This is a genomic window from Acinetobacter sp. 226-1 (assembly GCF_030329325.1).
Taxonomy (GTDB): domain Bacteria; phylum Pseudomonadota; class Gammaproteobacteria; order Pseudomonadales; family Moraxellaceae; genus Acinetobacter; species Acinetobacter sichuanensis.
This window is the reverse complement of the sequence record NZ_JACANU010000002.1, coordinates 182025-200934: the sequence shown is the minus strand read 5'-3', so window position 1 is coordinate 200934 and position 18910 is coordinate 182025. Positions and strand designations below refer to the sequence as shown.

Annotated in this window: 15 protein-coding genes and 1 tRNA gene; 5 read left to right on the top strand and 11 right to left on the bottom strand. The window is 37.7% G+C overall.

What is annotated here, in order from left to right; all coding sequences use genetic code 11:
• Positions 1-83: 83 nt before the first annotated feature.
• Positions 84-1259: a S1C family serine protease gene (locus tag HX124_RS04385; protein WP_107007058.1), complete on the bottom strand. Its 1176-nt coding sequence runs from the start codon at positions 1257-1259 to the stop codon at positions 84-86.
• Positions 1260-1508: 249 nt separating this feature from the next.
• Between HX124_RS04385 and HX124_RS04380 the strand changes: the two genes are divergently transcribed.
• Together HX124_RS04380 and sodB are read left to right on the top strand one after the other, a co-directional pair.
• Positions 1509-2267 carry a Nif3-like dinuclear metal center hexameric protein gene (locus HX124_RS04380; protein ID WP_286382061.1) on the top strand — a complete coding sequence of 253 codons (759 nt, stop codon included), beginning with the start codon at positions 1509-1511 and terminating at the stop codon, positions 2265-2267.
• Between the two features lie 216 nt (positions 2268-2483).
• Positions 2484-3110, top strand: a complete 627-nt coding sequence (sodB, locus tag HX124_RS04375) for a superoxide dismutase SodB (protein WP_107007056.1) — start codon at positions 2484-2486, stop codon at positions 3108-3110.
• A 143-nt stretch (positions 3111-3253) separates the two neighbouring features.
• Here sodB and HX124_RS04370 read toward each other — a convergent pair whose 3' ends face one another.
• The 6 genes from HX124_RS04370 to greB all read right to left on the bottom strand — a co-directional run bounded on the left by HX124_RS04370 (position 3254) and on the right by greB (position 11099).
• The gene (locus HX124_RS04370) at positions 3254-4141 is read right to left on the bottom strand and encodes a metal-dependent hydrolase (protein WP_107007055.1); all 888 of its coding nucleotides are present in this window, start codon (positions 4139-4141) and stop codon (positions 3254-3256) included.
• A 125-nt stretch (positions 4142-4266) separates the two neighbouring features.
• Complete coding sequence (locus HX124_RS04365) at positions 4267-5448, bottom strand: lipid-transfer protein (protein WP_286382060.1); 1182 nt, start codon at positions 5446-5448, stop codon at positions 4267-4269.
• Positions 5449-5530: 82 nt separating this feature from the next.
• Positions 5531-8548, bottom strand: coding sequence for a peroxisomal multifunctional enzyme type 2 (locus HX124_RS04360; protein ID WP_286382059.1), 3018 nt, complete (start codon positions 8546-8548; stop codon positions 5531-5533).
• 273 nt (positions 8549-8821) lie between these two features.
• Complete coding sequence (locus HX124_RS04355) at positions 8822-9997, bottom strand: acyl-CoA dehydrogenase family protein (protein WP_286382058.1); 1176 nt, start codon at positions 9995-9997, stop codon at positions 8822-8824.
• Positions 9998-10424: 427 nt separating this feature from the next.
• Positions 10425-10514, bottom strand: a tRNA-Ser gene (locus HX124_RS04350).
• Positions 10515-10604: 90 nt separating this feature from the next.
• Positions 10605-11099: a transcription elongation factor GreB gene (gene greB, locus HX124_RS04345; RefSeq protein WP_107007052.1), complete on the bottom strand. Its 495-nt coding sequence runs from the start codon at positions 11097-11099 to the stop codon at positions 10605-10607.
• A 362-nt stretch (positions 11100-11461) separates the two neighbouring features.
• On the opposite strand from greB, the gene HX124_RS04340 reads away from it, so the two are divergent.
• Positions 11462-12574 carry a transglycosylase SLT domain-containing protein gene (locus tag HX124_RS04340; RefSeq protein ID WP_286382057.1) on the top strand — a complete coding sequence of 371 codons (1113 nt, stop codon included), beginning with the start codon at positions 11462-11464 and terminating at the stop codon, positions 12572-12574.
• A 73-nt stretch (positions 12575-12647) separates the two neighbouring features.
• On the opposite strand, the gene HX124_RS04335 is transcribed toward HX124_RS04340, so the two are convergent.
• The gene (locus HX124_RS04335; RefSeq protein WP_286376716.1) at positions 12648-13031 is read right to left on the bottom strand and encodes an SCP2 sterol-binding domain-containing protein; all 384 of its coding nucleotides are present in this window, start codon (positions 13029-13031) and stop codon (positions 12648-12650) included.
• A gap of 221 nt (positions 13032-13252) precedes the next feature.
• A complete protein-coding gene (ttcA, locus tag HX124_RS04330; RefSeq protein WP_107007049.1) occupies positions 13253-14161 on the bottom strand; it encodes a tRNA 2-thiocytidine(32) synthetase TtcA in 909 nt (302 codons plus the stop codon).
• 489 nt (positions 14162-14650) lie between these two features.
• Between ttcA and HX124_RS04325 the strand changes: the two genes are divergently transcribed.
• Positions 14651-15529, top strand: coding sequence for a lytic transglycosylase domain-containing protein (locus HX124_RS04325; protein WP_286382056.1), 879 nt, complete (start codon positions 14651-14653; stop codon positions 15527-15529).
• Between the two features lie 255 nt (positions 15530-15784).
• A complete protein-coding gene (gene htpX / locus HX124_RS04320) occupies positions 15785-16690 on the top strand; it encodes a protease HtpX (protein ID WP_107007047.1) in 906 nt (301 codons plus the stop codon).
• Between the two features lie 105 nt (positions 16691-16795).
• On the opposite strand, the gene HX124_RS04315 is transcribed toward htpX, so the two are convergent.
• A complete protein-coding gene (locus HX124_RS04315) occupies positions 16796-17386 on the bottom strand; it encodes a DUF4112 domain-containing protein (RefSeq protein ID WP_286376714.1) in 591 nt (196 codons plus the stop codon).
• Positions 17387-17488: 102 nt separating this feature from the next.
• Complete coding sequence (gene mgtE, locus HX124_RS04310) at positions 17489-18841, bottom strand: magnesium transporter (RefSeq protein ID WP_286382055.1); 1353 nt, start codon at positions 18839-18841, stop codon at positions 17489-17491.
• Between the last annotated feature and the right edge of the window lie 69 nt (positions 18842-18910).

Below are 18910 nucleotides of genomic sequence, written 5' to 3'. Positions count from 1 at the left end.
AGAAGACCAAACAAATCGTGAGATAGCAATTTAAAAGCCAACAAAAAGCCCTGAAAAATCAGGGCTTTTTACACTATGTAATCTTAGCGTTTAGGCAAAGGAATATATTGTGAATCAGTTTGCTCAATCTGACGTTCACCCACTTTCACATTTAAATCAAGTGTTTCTTGTCCACGTACAACTTCAACTTTGATATGTGAATTTGGTGCTTGTAAAGCAACGTAATTAATCAAATGTGATGTTGAAGTAATCACTTCATCATTGACTTTAACAATGCGATCGCCAATTTTTAAGCCAGCATCGGCAGCAGGTCCTTGTTTCAGTACGTCTGCAACCACTACACCTGTTTGACGTGGAGCAAGAACATCGACTTGCGCTGGTGGAACTAAACTAATTCCTAACCAACCACGAATTACTCGACCATCTTTTAAAATAGAATTTAAAACTTGTTGACAAATTTTTGCAGGAATCGCAAAACCAATGCCTAAAGAACCACCTGATTGTGAGAAAATCGCAGTATTTACCCCAATCAAATTACCTGCAACATCAATCAATGCCCCACCAGAGTTTCCAGGGTTAATAGCTGCATCTGTTTGAATAAAGTCTTCATAAGTGTTAATTCCTAAGTCAGAACGACCTGTTGCAGAAATAATACCTTGTGTAACGGTTTGCCCCACACCAAAAGGATTACCAATCGCAAGAACAACATCACCGACTTCATTACCACTGAGTTTAAACGGTAATACAGGCAAACTCTCTAATTCAATTTTAATAACAGCCAAATCTGTATCAGGATCAGTTCCAATGACTTTGGCTTCAGCCCGACGACCATCTTGCAATGCAACCACAATTTGATCTGCTTGTGCAATTACATGATTATTCGTCAAAATATAACCATCAGGACGAACAATCACGCCTGAACCTAAACTATTTTCATTTTGCCCTTGAGACTGTTCAGGAATTTGATTACCAAAAAACTCACGGAATGCAGGATCATTTAACAATGGATGATTTTGTTTTACTTTTTGTGTTGTAAAAATATTAACCACTGCTGGCGCTGCGACTTTTACCGCAGCATTATAGGAAACCACACCACCCGTACGAGATGTATCGACTAATGGCTCAACCTTTTCAGCTGGCATTTTTACACCATCTGATGCAATTGGTGCTTTTGGTTGTTGTAATTTTTGCCATACAGCAAAACTAATAATTACTAGGATGAGTAACACCCAAGGTAGCCATGTAAAGGTGCGGCGCACTTTTTCGCTCCTCTTCAGAATTTTTTAATTCATTGATGTGAAAGTATTTTCAATATTGTAATCTAATTCAATAAATAAACCTAAAAAACACAAAGAGTTTTGTTCAGCTTTAGTTACAATTTACAGTTAGGTTTAACCCGATCTTTGTTTAGTCATGATTTATATTTCATATAATCAAACTCAGCAATGTACATTCCCATATCATCTAAGTTAAAAACTTTAATTTTCACTCAATTTAATCAGAGTCATATGGCAAATTTAAATGAAATAATCCAATGGTGTAACCAAACTTTAAAAACGCATGAATTTAAAGACTATGCTCCTAATGGTTTACAAATCGAAGGAAATACCGAAGTCAAAAAAATTCTTTGTGCGGTTACTGCATCACAAGATGCCATCAATGCAGCCATTGAACAAAAAGCTGATCTTCTCTTGGTTCATCATGGCTATTTTTGGAAAGGTGAACCTTACCCAATTACGGGTATGCGTGGAAAACGAATTAAAGCATTGATTAAAAATGATATTTCTTTATTGGCTTATCATCTTCCTTTAGATTCACATCCAACACTTGGCAATAACGCAGCCATTGCTGAAATTTTAGATTTAGAAAATTTAGAAGCACTTGACCCAACTGAACGCAACCCAATAGGTAATATTGGTGATCTAAAAACTGCAATGTCACCAGATCAATTTAAAAATTATGTTTCTGAAAAATTGGGTTTTGATGCGATTCATTTGCCTGCTGAAAAGACCCAAATTCAAAAAATAGGCTTTTGTACAGGTGGCGCGCAAGATTTTATCTCTAAAGCCGCGGCAATGAATTGTGATGCTTATATTTCAGGTGAAGTGAGTGAACGTACTTTTTATGAAGCACAAGAGTTAAATGTACATTATTTTGCCTGTGGGCATCATGCAACTGAGCGTTATGGCGTACAACGATTAGGCAAAGCTATTTCAGAACACTTCAATATTGAGTATAGTTATTTCGAATTAAATAATCCGATTTAATGGCGGCTCAAAAGTTAAATTTGAATGAACATAAAAACATTCAAATAGAAAGCTTTTTTGCCAAAAATAATGGCTGTTTTTTAACATTTTCTTTATACGTATTAAATCGAAATAAATTGTGTATTGTTATTTAACAAGCTGCGCAATTATTTGAAGAATCTATTACAATAAAGCCACTTAATGTTAAAACCCAGCAAAATGCAAGGAATTTAAAACATGACAACTATCACTTTACCTGCGCTTCCATATGGTTATGATGACCTCGCTCCGCACATCAGCAAAGAAACTTTAGAGTTTCACCACGATAAACACCACAACACTTATGTTGTTAACTTAAACAACCTCATTGCTGGTACAGACCTTGAAGGTAAATCTTTAGAAGAAATCATCACTGCTGTTGCAGGCGATGCATCTAAAGCAGGTGTTTTCAACAATGCTGCTCAAGTTTGGAACCACACTTTCTACTGGAACTGTATGGCTAAAAATGGTGGCGGTAAAGCGACTGGCGCTTTAGCTGCTAAAATTGATGAAGCTTTCGGTTCTTACGAAAAATTCGCTGAAGAATTTGCTGCTGCTGCAACAACTCAATTTGGTTCAGGTTGGGCTTGGTTAGTTGCTGACAAAGTAAATGGCGACCTTTCTATCCTTAAAACTTCAAATGCTGATACTCCACTTGCTCATGGTAAAGTTGCTGTACTCACAATTGACGTTTGGGAACACGCTTACTACATCGACTTCCGTAATGCACGTCCTAAATATATCTCTACTTTCCTAGAAAGCTTAGTGAACTGGGACTATGCAAATGCTAAATATGCTGGTCAAGAAGCTGGTGTAGAAAAATAATTTACTTTTTTATCAAGTAAATAAAAAGCCAGTCGGTGCAAACTGACTGGCTTTTTTAATGCATTTTTACATCTGTGGATTCAAAAGTTAAGTAAACTTGATTTAAGACTTAAAATGTCCTTGATATCTTTGTATTGAACGCATTAGACCTTTTTATTTTTCACTGATTCATCAGCCAATTTATAAATCAGATCTTGCATTGCAAGCATTTTGTCACGATTAGCATGATCCCAAGGATGAAAATTAGGACGGAAATAATCAATATAATTACCCAATTGCTTTCTTAAAGCGCCCACTTCACCAAACGTATATTTGTACGCTTTACGCCAACTAGAAAGATCAGTTAATTTTTTCTCATCCATCACGATCTTAGTAAAAACTGGTAGTACAAGCCCCCAAAATACAATCGTTGCAAGTACTAAACCTAAACTACGAACTGCGTAGGCATAAGGTCCATGTCCCATGGCAGTATTCCACACATCGAAAGCAACGGCTTTATGTTCAGTTTCTTCAAAGGCATGCCAACGCCAAATATTGGCATAATTTTCTTCAGCACCATCAAAGAGTTCAGGAATTTGCAACACAGAATCTGCTAATAGTGCAGTAAAATGTTCTAATGCAATTGTCGCACTCAGCCAAAAATATTCTGGTGTATGCTTTTTGATTAAACCAAAAATATCCAAAACAAAAGCTTCAAATTTTGGCGCAATGGTATTTCGATCAAACAAAGCACTATTATAGTCTTCATGCTCACGACCATGCATCGCTTCCTGACCAATAAAAGCAGTCACTGCTTTTTGCAAATCAGGGTCTTGCACTAGATCTCGATGCGCACGCACAGCATCAATAAAGAAACGCTCACCAATAGGCAAAACAATTGAAAATGTATTTAACAATGCGGTAAAAATTGGTCCCGCCGAAGTATGCCAGTCCGCAATACGATCGGCTGGTAAATCAAATCGTACATCACGACGAATGGGTAATGGCTCATGATATACGGTGGATTTTATAAGTTTCTGTAAAATGCCCATAGCTTCATCCTATCTATTTATTTGAATAAGTGTGATGTCCTAAACAAAATTGTACTCTTTTGAGCACAATCTTCTATATCATTTCAACTCAATTCCATGTCATAACAACTCATTTCAACCACATTTCAGTCACGACGATACATGGTAATGACGCATGCACCACCCAAGCCAAGATTATGCTGTAAAGCAATTCGGGCATTTTCAACCTGACGATTGCCTGCTGTACCACGGAGTTGCCAAACCAGTTCGGTACATTGTGCTAAGCCTGTTGCACCGAGTGGATGACCTTTGGACAATAGCCCACCAGATGGATTGGTGACATATTTTCCACCATAGGTATTGTCAGCATCCCAAATGAATTTTTCCGCTTCACCCTCAGGACATAAACCCAAAGCTTCGTAAGTCAGCAATTCATTCGCCGTAAAACAATCATGCAGTTCAATAACATCGACATCTTCCACACCTACGCCTGCTGCTTCATAGACTTGTTTCGCAGCTTGTTTGGTCATGTCGTAACCGACCATTTTGATCATGCTTTTTTCTTCAAAACTTGAGGCATAATCTGTGGTCATCGACTGCGCTGCAATATAAACAGGGTTGGAAATACCATGTTTTTTGGCAAATTCATCTGAACAAAGAATGACTGCACCTGCACCACAAGTTGGAGGGCAACATTGGAAACGGGTTAAAGGATCAAAAACTTCATCAGATGCCATGATCTCATCTAAAGACAGCACTTGCCCAAATAAAGCATATGGATTTTGACTGGCATGTTTTCGGGCTTTTACTGCAATTTGTCCAAAGGTTTCTTTTTTGGTGCCATGCAACCAACGATATTCACGACCTGCGCCACCGAACATTTGCGCAGCAGGCGGTGCTGAATTGAAGCCTTGTACATCTAACATCACTTGGGCATGTTGCCCCATTGGCGGTTCACGGTCATTGAATTTTGCACCCAACGCGCCCTTTTCCATTTTTTCAAAGCCCAATGCAAGTACACATTCAGCCAATCCACCTTCAATCGCCTGACGTGCTAAATACAAAGCACTCGAACCAGTTGAGCAGTTGTTATTGACATTGACAATGGGTACGCCCGTTAAACCCAACTCATAAGCCGCACGCTGTCCACAGGTTGAGTCACCATAAACATAACCTGCAAATACTTGCTCAATTTCATTATAGTTAATGCCTGCATCTTTCAGTGCATTTTGCCCTGCTTCTTTCGCCATTTCATAATATTCAGCACTGGCACCCGGTTTGGCAAATTTGGTCATGCCGACACCAATTACATTGACACGTCTTTTCATTTCTTATTCTCCAATGTATCGCATTTTCAAATTATCCTTTTGTAGAAAATGCGATGATTTTATTCATTTATATTGAGATGGATTAATTGCTTAAACCTTGTAGGAATTGCATCTGATGAACCAATCGGATATCACCATTCACTTTGACCTCACCATGCTGATACAAGTCGCGAATCTCACGCTGATTCGCCACCAACTCCGCCAAATGATGATCACTCAAAGTTAAGGTCACATCGGCATTGGCATCATTGCCCTGCGTGACACTGCCATTAGCTAAATTCACCGTCCAAGACTCATTCGGCTCTGTGATATTGAACTGATAAGAATGGCTACTGTTACTTTCACCCTGTAAACGATTTTTCAAAGCATTGAAAATTTCAGGCGCTTTGGCAACTTTAGGCGTTGCATTGCTCGTTGAGGTAGTCGTTGTCGTTGCACCTGAAGCCACACGTGCATCACGAGCTTGATCGACCAACTTCTTGTCCATATCCTGCAATACGGTTAGTTTATTGGACGCCATAACATTGCCACCAATTTTCAACTGACCACCGAAGAATAATTTCTGTACAGAAGCAAGGTCACCACCAAATACGGTTGGAATATGTTCTTCATCCAACTCAAGCGTCACATCAGGATTGGCAATGTCGCCTGCACCCGCACTGCCTGCCCCATTTTTCAGGTCAATAAACCAGACTGAGTCAGGATTTTTAATCTTGAATAAGAATGAAGTTTTGGTTTTATCAACAATATCTGCTTTGGACTGAATATGTTGATTGACCGCAGTAAAGACATCTGCAAGGGTGATTTCGGTATTGACCGATGGTGTTGCATCAACATTAGCTGAATCTGAACTGCCTGCACTCGCGAGGCGTTGATTTTTTGCTTCGGTAAATAATTTAGCATCAATTTCTTGCAGGACAATCAACTTATTGGACGCCATGACATTGCCACCAATTTTAAGCTGACCACCGAAGAACAACTTCTGCACATCGGCAAGTGAACTGGTCACCACTGTTTCAAGATGTTCTTCATCCATTTCCAATGTCACATCTGCATTGCCAGCATCGCCTTGCGTACATGAACCTGCACCATTTTTAAGATCCAATGTCCAAACCGAATCAGGGTTTTTCAGTTTGAATAAGAATGACGTCTTAGTTTTATCGACCAATTCAGGGTGTTGTGCAACATATTCGCCAATCACTTTAAATACATCTTTGGCAATGAGGCGATCAGGTTCAGCCGATGCTTGAACTTGCGCAGATGCTGCCGCATCCTGAGCTGCTTTTGGCTTGGCTTTTGCCGTTGGAATTTCCGTATACAATTCAATGGCAGCATTTTTAATCACCACTTCATTACGTTCTTTAACCCAAGTTTCGAAAATGATTTTGGTGTCGGATTCCTTCCACATCTTGGTGACCAAGGTATCGCCCGGATAGACGCTCTTGGCAAAACGCACCTTAATGCTCTTGAAATAACGACCATCATTATTGCTAAATGCTTTAATTACATGGCGACCACTGAAACCAAAAGTACATAAACCATGTAAAATTGGGCGATCAAAACCAAAGGCTTTGGCAAATGCAGGGTCTGCATGCAGTGGATTCCAGTCACCTGATAAACGATACAAAAGTGTTTGATTGACATCGGTTTTTTCTTCAATTACCGCATCAGGTTCACGGTCAGGAGCAACATTTTGCTCGGTTGAATCACCACGCTCACCGCCCCAACCACCTGCACCACGTACGAATGCCGTCATTTCGTTGTAAATGAGCTCTTCCCCATTTTCATCTTTGGACGAAATCGCAAAAGTCACCACCGCATTTGGGTCTTTGTCATACGCACTTTTTAAGGTGAATGTATGTTGTAACTTGGCATGTGGCGGTAAAGGTCGTTTAATTTCAGTATATTGCTCACCATGCAACACTCGGTCAAAACCATAATTCATTCCCGGAAGTGTCACGCCTTGTTTTGCCATTTGTAACATAGCATTCATTTGTGGCATCACACCATAGGTTGGAAATGCCTGAAATTCACTGCCCAATTCATAGACATAGGCAAGTTCAGAACTGTCGAGTGGATTTTGCGCTGCGCCAATACCCAAAGCATATAAGGATAAATCACGCTCATCGTAGGATGATTCAATTTCAAGTTTAGCTTTTGACGCCACATCCAAATCGATAAATTCATTCCCCCCTAAGTTAGGATGATTGATACCTTCAAGAATTGGCGTGAATGATTCTGTGGTCGAAGTCGGATGAGTCGATTCTGTGAAATCAGTGATTTTATCCCAATGACGTGCAACATCATCAATATCGAATTGGCGTTTATTGGGGAAAATATAACCTTCTGTACGCTCCCAACGCAGTTTGGCTATAAAACCTGCGCCAACTTCAAATAAGCCTTTATTTTCCTTACAGTCTTCATGCGCCAACCAAGCTACTAACGGACTGACCGCTTCAGGTTTGAGCAATGCCAATAAATCAGGTGGCATCACTGTTTCAGTCAATCGGGATGCTGCTAAAGGTGCAATGGTATTGACGAAAATGTTTTTACTGCGCCCTTCTTCCGCTAAGCAATTGGCAAGTCCGAGAATTCCCAACTTTGCCGCACAGTAGTTGGCTTGACCAAAGTTACCGTAAATCCCAGCCGCAGACGTGGTCATGATGATACGACCATAGCCTTTTTCACGCATAATTGGCCAAGCCGCATGTGACACGCTTTCCGTACCATTCAAATGCACGCGCATGATCAAGTCCCAATCTTGCTGCGTCATTTTGGCAAAACTGACATCACGTAAAATGCCTGCATTGTTAATGACAATATCGACTGTGCCGAAATGATCTAATGCGGTTTGTACAATGGCTTGACCATTTTCTACTGAGTCATAGTTGGCAACCGCTTCACCGCCTGCGGCACGAATTTCTTCAACCACTTTATCGGCTGCAGAAGATGACTGCCCTGAACCATGAGCGCCACCACCTAAATCATTGACCACTACTTTACAGCCACGAGCTGCAAGGGTCAGTGCATGTTGGCGACCTAATCCACCGCCTGCACCTGTGACAATGGCAACGCGCCCATCAAAACGTAATTCTGACATTTTCAATCCCTAATCTGATCTTGTTGTTTTACTATTACCTATAAAGCTTTTACCTAAACCGAGCGATCAATCACGAATTAACAATAAAAGTTCCCTCTTCTCTCAGGAGATGAGAAGCACTGCTTCGCAAGGGAGAGGTTTTACAAAAGAATCCCCTCATCCTAACCTTCTCCCTGAGCCATATATGGCGCAAGAGAAGGGACATTCAATATGAATTAACTATCTGATTAGTGATCAAGCTTATGGTTTGTAAGTGCTCTAATCATTTCTTTATCAAATCGTCCGTGAAATCAACTCTTTCATGATTTCATTGGTTCCACCATAAATACGGTTTGGACGCATATCCAAGTACGCGCGTGCGATTGGATATTCCAACATATAGCCATAGCCACCATGTAATTGCACACATTCATCAACAACTTTACACGCCAAGTCCGACACCCAATATTTTGCTGTACATGCTGCTTCAATCGACAATTCATTTTTCAGGACTTGTTGCATGCATTGATCTACAAAAGTACGAGCGATTTGCACTTCAGCACGCATTTCAGCCAGTTTAAAACGCGTATTTTGAAATACTGAAATAGGCTTACCAAATGCCTTACGCTGTTTAGTATATTCCACTGTGTTTGCTAAAGCATTTTCAGCACCTGCTGCACAGATAATCCCAATCATCATGCGTTCCCAAGCCAGTTCTTTCATGAGCATGATAAAACCCATGCCTTCCATACCAAGCAAATTACTTTTTGGTACACGCACATTGTCAAAAAATAATTCACAGGTGTCCTGACCATGCATACCGACTTTTTTTAACGGCTTACCTTTAGTAAAACCCTCTCGATCAGCTTCAATAATGATTAAAGAAACATTTTGAGCAGCATTTTCACTTTTACCTGTTTTGACTGCAACGACAGCAATATCAGATAGATAACCATTCGTAATAAAAATCTTGGAACCATTAATAATATAATCGTCACCATCTTCCACTGCTGTGGTACGAATACTTTGTAAGTCCGAACCCGTACCCGGTTCAGTCATTGCGATTGCACCTACTGCTTCACCTGTTGCCATTTTTGGCAACCAGTGTTGCTTTTGCTCTTCATTACCAAAATTATTTAAATAGTTTGCAACAATATCTGAATGTAAGGAAAAACCTGACGAAGAATCTCCCACACGAGCTTGTTCTTCCATTAAAATCATCGAATACAAGCGATCTACACCTGAACCTCCATATTCTTCTGGCATAGTGCAACATAAAAGACCTAACTCACCCGCTTTATTCCAAAGATGACGATCAATGTGCTGTTGTTCTTCCCATTTTTCACGATGTGGTGCAATTTCAGTTTCAAAAAAACGACGTGCCGTTTGACGAAATTGTTCATGCTCTGCATTGAATAAAGTGCGCGGAATCATTGCAGGAATAGCTTGTGGAATATTTAAAACAGACATGATCTTTCCTTAATTTAACGTTATTTTTCTAGCATGTTAAGAAGTTATGAGTTTTTAAGATATAGATATAACTTCATCTTCTACTTTTAAAATGAGATCAAATATTCGTCAATTGTAATAAACATAGTCTACTGATTAAAAATGATGTTTTTTGCCAAAAAATATTTTAAGCAATACCTGTAATTTTTATAAAATTATGATAAATCCTGTTGTTTTTTATCGTTACAATCATACTGATTTAGCTTAATAAAATGAATTATTTCAACTTTAGCTCTATCTCATCAGAGTTATTTTTACTTTTTAAAAAACATGGAAAAAATAAGGAAATTAAGTTTCTAACATTAAAACTTCAATTGTAAAAATTTTTATTGATTAAATTTTCACAATAAAAAAAGACCCTTGAATGATCAAGGGTCTTTAAAATATTTGGCGGAAGCGGTGAGATTCGAACTCACGGAGGACTCGCACCCTCGTCGGTTTTCAAGACCGGTGCATTAAACCGCTCTGCCACGCTTCCAATGGCGGCTATCATATAAATAAAAAATCAATTTGGCAAATGTTTTTATAAAAATATTGAACCAAGTGTACAAAATAAAATCAAATACCACTATTTAGATGATTTTTCAGGCTTTTCATATTCAATTGAGTTGATATACCAATTTTTTTTGCCTGATGGGGTTAATACTTCAACTTCATCATCCACTTGTTTAGCAAGTAGTGCCCGTGCCATAGGTGAATCTATAGAAATATTTTGAGGATGATGATCATAAATTTCATCGACCCCAACAATTCTAAGCTTTTTCTTCTCCCCTTCATCATTCTCTATTTCCACCCAAGCTCCAAAATAAACTTTGCCCTCTTGTTCCACAGAAAAATCAATTATCCTTAATTCTTCTAAACGTTTTCCTAAATATCGAACACGTCTATCAATCTTCCTAAGTATTTGTTTATTATATTGATAATCTGCATTTTCAGAACGATCACCGAGACTTGCAGCCCAGTTCACTTTCTGGGTAATTTCAGGACGTTCTTCATGCCATAAACGTTGTAATTCAGCAACTAATTGATCATGCCCTGTTCGGGTAATTAAGTTCGATTTCATGATGTCATCCCTTTACTTCAACAGCATAACTTTACATTTTGAAATAGGAAATTCTCGTTTTCCACACAAAATAAGTATATAAATTTTTTTCACTAACCAAATCAATCCATTATGTTACACAAATTAAATAATCTCAGTACAAAATTTGACATTTTAAATTTTCAACTTTATTATTCGCACATGTTTTAGGTTGCCTATTTTTTATACTATGTAGTTTTACTACACAATCCTAATTTCCCATATGTCATTTTTTGAATGACGTCCATGCCTGCCCACCCTTATTGAATTTATCAACTTAAGAAAGTCTTGAGTCGTACTGGCTTTGTCTTTTGAGGGCATAAATTACTAGTAGCGGAGACAACATGCACAGTAATTCAACATCTGGATCGAGGTTAAAGCTCGATTCTTTTTTTTCCACTCTCCCATTAAAAGCTTTGGTTCTGGCTAGTGCATTTATTCCATTTCATAGTATTAATGCCACTAAAGTTAACCAATACAATAGTGTTGTCAACAGCAACAAATTGACTGTTGTAGCCGTATCAATGCCAACAATCGTGTTTAAAGATGGTCAATATAAACATGGTTTTGGTTATGATTTAGCGCATAGCTATGCACAAAATTTAAATGTGCAATTAGATTTTAAAACAGTTGCAGACAATGCCACAGCTTTAAAAATGATTGCGCAGGGAAAAGCAAATTTTGCCATTACAACAGCATCGACTGAACGTATTGAAGCAAAGAAATTAACCTCTTTTTCTGCTACTTGTGGTGACTTAAATAGCTTAAAAAAGAATGGTTTAAATACCGAAATTAATTGGGTTTTTAAACATGCTGATGACCCTTTGACAGAAGCCGCAAGTGGTTTTGTTTGTCAAAGTAAGCAAAATGGTTCTATCCAACAACTGGCTTCATTTTACAACCGTAATTTGTTGAAAAAAGATGATTGGAATATTATTCAACGCGATTTAAGTGTTCGACTTCCTATTTATAAAGCCAGTTTTCAACGCTCAGCACAACAATATGGTCTAGATTGGCATTTGCTCGCAGCCATTGGTTATCAAGAGTCATATTTAAAACCAAATTCTGTTTCTCCTACAGGAGTTCGTGGTTTAATGATGCTGACTCATGCAACAGCACGTGAAATGGGTGTTTCTAACCGAACTGACCCAAGTCAGAGCATCCAAGGTGGCGCAAAATATTTTAATCAAATGTTGAATCGTTATAACTATATACATACTCCTGACCGTCATTGGTATGCATTAGTTGCCTATAATATGGGACCGGGTGCTGTTGATGCCATTCAAAAACGCATCAAAGCTCAAGGTAAAGATCCGAATGATTGGATGAATCTTTATAACTATTTAACACGCCACCAAACACGTAATGGTCGTTACAAGCAGGCGCTTCAATATGTCACGCGTATCCGAGCGTATTTAGAACATATTAAAAATACACCTGACTTGATGACAATTTAATAGTTCAGAGTATATTTATCCCAAATAAAAAAAAGCTTACATCAATGTAAGCTTTTTTTTGTTTTAACGCAGCTTAAGCTGTTTGCTCAAGTACACGCTTGAATAAATCTTTTTGCTCTTGGCTTGGTTTAGCCGTTTGTAATGCCATCAACTGAGACATATCACCTTGAACTTTGATTTTACCAGTCATGAATGCTTGCATTGCAGCAGCCATATCAAACTCTAGGAATACTTTACGAAGTGTTTCGCCATCCATATTCAAAGTTGTTTTTGCATTTGGAGATAAACCTTTTACAATTTTACCGCCATCTAAAGATAATTCAGTATTACCATTATCATCAGCAACCACAAGGTTAATTGCAAGATTTGCCAATGCAGGTGGTAAATTCAGATCACCAGCTTCAGCAGTCAATTTTTCTACAGTTGCAAACCAATCATCAGTTAAAAATGCAGGCATGTTCATTCCTCAAAATTATTTATTCATTTATCGTGTTGTCTATCCAAACAACATCATGAAGCATTTCGCTTGCTAAAGGTTATAACACGATAATTTCTATTTGGGCTAAAGTTTTTTGTACTGGTTATTCTATTTTTATTGATTTTATCGTTTTATTTTTATAAATCAGGCACTCAAATAAATATGAATGCCCTTTTCGATCAATTTATTAGCAAAAAAGATCAATCAGCAGCAAAGCTTAAATTTACTACATCCAAACGGTTTTTCATTTCTTCAGTGTCACATTTCATATCAAACTCACGCTCTTCATCTAATTTTTCAAAATCAAATAAGTCACGATCTGCAAGTTGTGATGGCGAAACGTTTTGTAAAGCACCAAAAATACTATGTAAACGTTTTGGATATTTTTGATCCCAGTCACGCAACATATCATTTAAAATAGCACGTTGTAAGTTTTCCTGTGAACCACATAAGTTACATGGAATAATTGGGAATTTACGCATTTCTGCATATTTAATAATGTCCTTTTCTTCAACATAAGCCAAAGGACGAATCAAAATATTCTTTTTGTCAGATGACAATAATTTTGGTGGCATGGCTTTTAAACTACCACCATGAAAGAGGTTCAAGAAAAAAGTTGCCAAAATATCATCACGGTGATGACCTAATGCCACTTTTGTTGCACCAATTTCTTGTGCGAAGCCATATAAAGAACCACGACGCAAACGAGAACATACCGCACAATACGTTTTACCTTCTGGTGTTAAACGTTTTGTAATGCTGTAAGTGTCTTTTTCCAAAATATAATATGGAATGTTATTTTCTTCCATATAACGTGGTAAAACATCTTCAGGAAAGCCTGGTTGCTTTTGATCTAAGTTGACTGCAACCACATCAAAATTAATCGGCGCAATACGTTTAAACTGCAACAAGATATCCAGTAATGTGTAGCTGTCTTTTCCTCCAGATACACAGACCATGACCTTATCACCTTCTTCAATCATTTTAAAATCACGAATGGCGTGACCTACCTGACGACGAAGTTTTTTTAATAAACGATAATAAGCTGAACTTGTAGGAAGCTCTGGTTTGAAATTAAATCCTTGATCAGACTCAATTGGCGAGTACATAGAGGAGAATTACCCATAAAAAAATGCTGCCTGATTTTAGCCGATTTGCGTTTATATAACATCTAAAGATTTTTGTTTTTTACAATTATGCGATTTTGTCATTCATCTGTCTTATAGCAAGGTATAAAATAAGCAGTCATGGTTAAATATTCGCCCAAACGCTTATCTTTTGGACTTTTCCACAGTTTTCCACAAAAGCTGTGGATAAAACTGTGGATTGTTTAGGGCTTGACAAAGGGTAGCGCCGAATAAATGGAGCTTTTATTTAAATTGATCATTTTTTAACCAACTATTTTTTTGAATATTTTTCAATGCCTTACAATAGTCAAGTGATCTTTAAATAAAAAAAATTAATTTTTTTTTTGCTTAAATGCAAATCAAATAGCACTTGATTTTTTCTATTTGTCTTGATAAAAATCAATTCAAGGTTTTACTTCATGATGAACTTTGTTAAACTCCAAAAGAATTGGGGAAAAATATAATATTACAATGAAAAATTTCATCCGCAGATCTACTTTTTTGTTAGGTTGTATCAGTTTTAGTGTATTGACATCATCAAGCTTTGCTGGGCAAATTTATATTTATAAAGACCAACAAGGAAGCACTTTACTGACCAACAAAAAAAGTTCAGATAGCTCATTACAAAAAGTGAAAGTCACTTATTATCCAGACAGTAATATTCACAGTTATAGCAACTGGGGAAGCTCTGAAGCATCCGTTTTACCAAGCTATAACCGTAATAAAAATGCATATGACCATATTATTAAACAAGCAGCCGCAACACATGGAGTTTCTGAGGGTCTAATTAAAGCCGTCATGCATACTGAATCAGGCTTTAATGCAAATGCACGCTCACCTGTAGGTGCTCAAGGCTTGATGCAATTAATGCCAGCAACTGCACGCCGTTTTAATGTTTCTAATTCTTATGATCCGCAACAAAATATTTTCGGTGGTGCTAAATATCTCAGTTGGCTGATAAAACGCTTTAAAGGCAATACCAATTTAGCCCTAGCAGCCTACAATGCTGGTGAAGGTAATGTTGATAAATATGGCGGTATTCCGCCATTTCGTGAAACCCAAGATTATGTAAGACGTGTTTCAAGTCGTTATAATAATTTGTATTCAAATGGAACAGGGTTAAGTGCTAGCACGAGTTCAACCAGTAATAGCAACAATACAGCACCTCAAGGTCAAGTGATCGCCCAATCCAACAACTACAATTCAAACAGTGAAACAACGGTTACAACACCTAAATACCCACAACGACAGATTATTGTTGCAAGTGATGGTACTTTTACTGATGCTCCTGCGGGTTCTTATTCGACCAATAATGCAACAGCTTCTGCACGCATCTATATATCCAATTAAAAACTACGTTTACAATGATTTCTTAAATAAATAATCTAAAAATAAAAGTATTTCTCTTGATAAGAGAAATACTGAAAAATAGTCGAATTATTTTGACTATTTTACTCACTTCACTCTACTCATTGCAGAATCAAAGCAAATTAATGGGTATAGATTTTTTCAATTCTTCTTGAATTTTCACATATTAATCCTCATATTCCCCATAGGTTTATAATTTATAAATCACATTATTTTATTATTATGAGGATTTTCTCGATGATGCGGATTGGTTTGTTTTTGCTTACCAACCTCGCGGTACTGGTTGTAGCTGGCATTATCCTATCTGTTTTAGGTGTTGGTAGTTACCACGGCGCTGGCGGTCTAAACTTAGGCAACCTAATGGTTATCTGTTTTGTCTTTGGTATGGTGGGTTCTCTCATCTCACTGTTCATGTCTAAATGGATGGCGTTAAAAACAACAGGTACAGAATTAATTGATCCTAATGCTCCACGTAATCAAGCTGAAGTCTGGTTACTCCAAGAGGTTGCTCAACTTTCTCAACGCGCTGGTATTCAAATGCCAGATGTAGGTATTTTCCCATCTTATCAATCTAATGCTTTTGCAACAGGTTGGAACAAAAACAATGCGCTTGTTTCTGTTTCATCTGGTTTATTAGAACGTATGAATAAAGATGAGTTACGTGCTGTTATTGCACATGAAATTGGTCACGTTGCAAATGGTGACATGGTCACTCTATCTTTAATCCAAGGTGTAGTGAACGCCTTTGTCATGTTCTTTGCTCGTGTTGTTGGTGACTTTATTGACCGTAATATTTTTGGTCGTGAAGATGGTGAAGCACCAGGAATTGCATATTTTGTCATTACGATTGTATTAGATATTGTCTTTGGTATTTTAGCATCTGCGATTGTGATGTGGTTCTCTCGCCACCGTGAATATCGTGCGGATGAAGCAGGTGCACGTTTAGCAGGTAAAGAAGCGATGATTTCTGCTTTACTTCGTTTGCAATCAGAATCAGAAATGCCTGATCAAATGCCTAAAGAAATGAAAGCCTTTGCCATTACTGAAGGTAAAGAACAAGGCTTTAGTTTAGCTGCTTTATTCCAAACACATCCTAGTATTGAACAACGTGTCGCTGCCTTACGTCAGTTGAATGTACCGTAATTTAATCACTACGTTCCAAAATTTAACAATAAAGCCTTAACTTATTAAGGCTTTATTTTTTCAACAACTCAAATATTTTCCAATCTATTCGATCTATTTAAGATTTTATGCTGAATGCGCTTTCCACGCTTGATACCAATCCCACAGCATGGTTAAACCCAACCACATTGCCAAGCCAATCATGATTAAGACAAATATGCCTAAAAGATCAGGAATATGTAACCAAAACCAAGCCACAACAGGATTACGCCAAAATGCCGAATTTTGTTGTTTTTGTTCGAGACGTTCATGTAAAAATGGATGAATCACATGATCTTCTGTTTTAATTTGATATTCAGTCTGAATATGCTCATGCACAACATCTAAAGCTTTACGGCTAGGACGGATAAAAATATCAAATACTGTCCCCACAACTGGCACAAAACCGACAACCGCATCCATTACAGCCAATTTCATCACACCATTTAATTTCGTTTGTGGTACACCCAATTGTTTGGCTTTATAAATCGCATAACAGGTCAATACAAACCCAGCAACATCACCTGCAACAGGAATTGTACTCAGTGCGGCATCAGCTCCTACTCCCTGCTTGGTAAATGGAATACGTACAACAGAATCCATCATATTGGCAAATTTGGCTAAATCACGTTCAAGTCGAATGACTTCTTGAGTTGATAGTTTTTTTTCTGTGCTCATGTTTGAGTAATAACCTAATCCAAATCTTACATTAAAATCATAACGATTAAATTCCGTATATTGTGTATGAATTTAATATTTAACTTTCAATTTTATCTATGTTTATACAGCAACTTGCCCCAGTAAAATAGACGCTATAAATAAGTAGACAATAACCCCTGTCGCATCACAAATAGACGTGACTAACGGTGCTGACGCACTTGCAGGATCAAGTTTTAAGCGATTTAAAATAAAGGGTAAACTCATTCCAATCAAACAGCCTAATAAGACAATCCCCATCATACTCAATGCTAGAACCAATGCGACCATTGCATCACCTCGGATATAACCCAAAATAGACACAGCAAATGCCATCGTGCCGCCTAGACATAGAGCCACTAAAGTTTCGCGTCCAATTAAATACATCCAATCCTTTAATTGTACATCTCCCATTGCAAGCGCACGTACCATTAAAGTTGCTGATTGAGAGCCTGCATTTCCTCCACTGCCCACCAATAAAGGCAAGAAAAACACCAAAACAATATTGGCTGAAATAATATCTTCAAAGTGTGAAATCCCAATTCCAGATAACAAACTACCAAATACCAAAATCACCAACCAAAATACGCGTTTTTTATATAAGAAAAAAATGGGAGCGGTTTTAATGCTCATTTTGGGTGAACTACTGACTGCGCTAGATTTTAAAAAATCCTCCGTCATTTCTTCTTGTGCGACATCCATCGCATCATCATAGGTGACGATTCCTAATAAATGTTGCTCATCATCTAAAATAGGCAATGCAATAAAATCATAATGACTAAGTTTTTGCGCAATACTCTCTTGATCTTCATGTACTGACCCCACCACCAAATCAGTCGTCATAATATCTGCTATGCGCTTTGTAGGTTCCGCTAAAATAATTTCACGTAAAGACACCACGCCCAACAACTTTGAGGCTTGATCTACAATATAAATAAGATATAAGGTTTCACGGTCAGACGCTTGCTGACGAATCTGTTCAATGGCTTGTGGTATGGTCAAATTTGGTGACAAAGCCACAAAATCTGAACTCATTATTGCCCCTGCTGACTCTTCAGCATATTGAGCAAGTTGTTGAATTTGTTGTTGTATCTGAGGGTCTAATTGAGCATATACTTCATTTTTTAGGTTTTTAGACAATGCTTTAAATAAATCTGTACGATCATCCGAATGCATTTCAGAAATTAATTGTACTAACTGAGATATGGGTAATTGCTCTGCAATCTCAAGCTGCTGCTCTAAACTTAAAAATTCAAAAACATAAGCTGCATGTGGTAAATATTCAATTAATTTTACTTGAAGATCAAAGCTTAATGTTGCCAATACATCAGCAAGATCCGCATGATTGACCTGTTTAATTAAACGCTTAATCTCCTCAATATTATGATCTTGAATGGCTTGTTCTAAATTAACAATAAGTTGAGAAGATAATTGCATACCGATAACACTCATTATTTTGCTACATCATAAAATGCTCGCTTTTGGTAAAGCAAACAAATTCACATG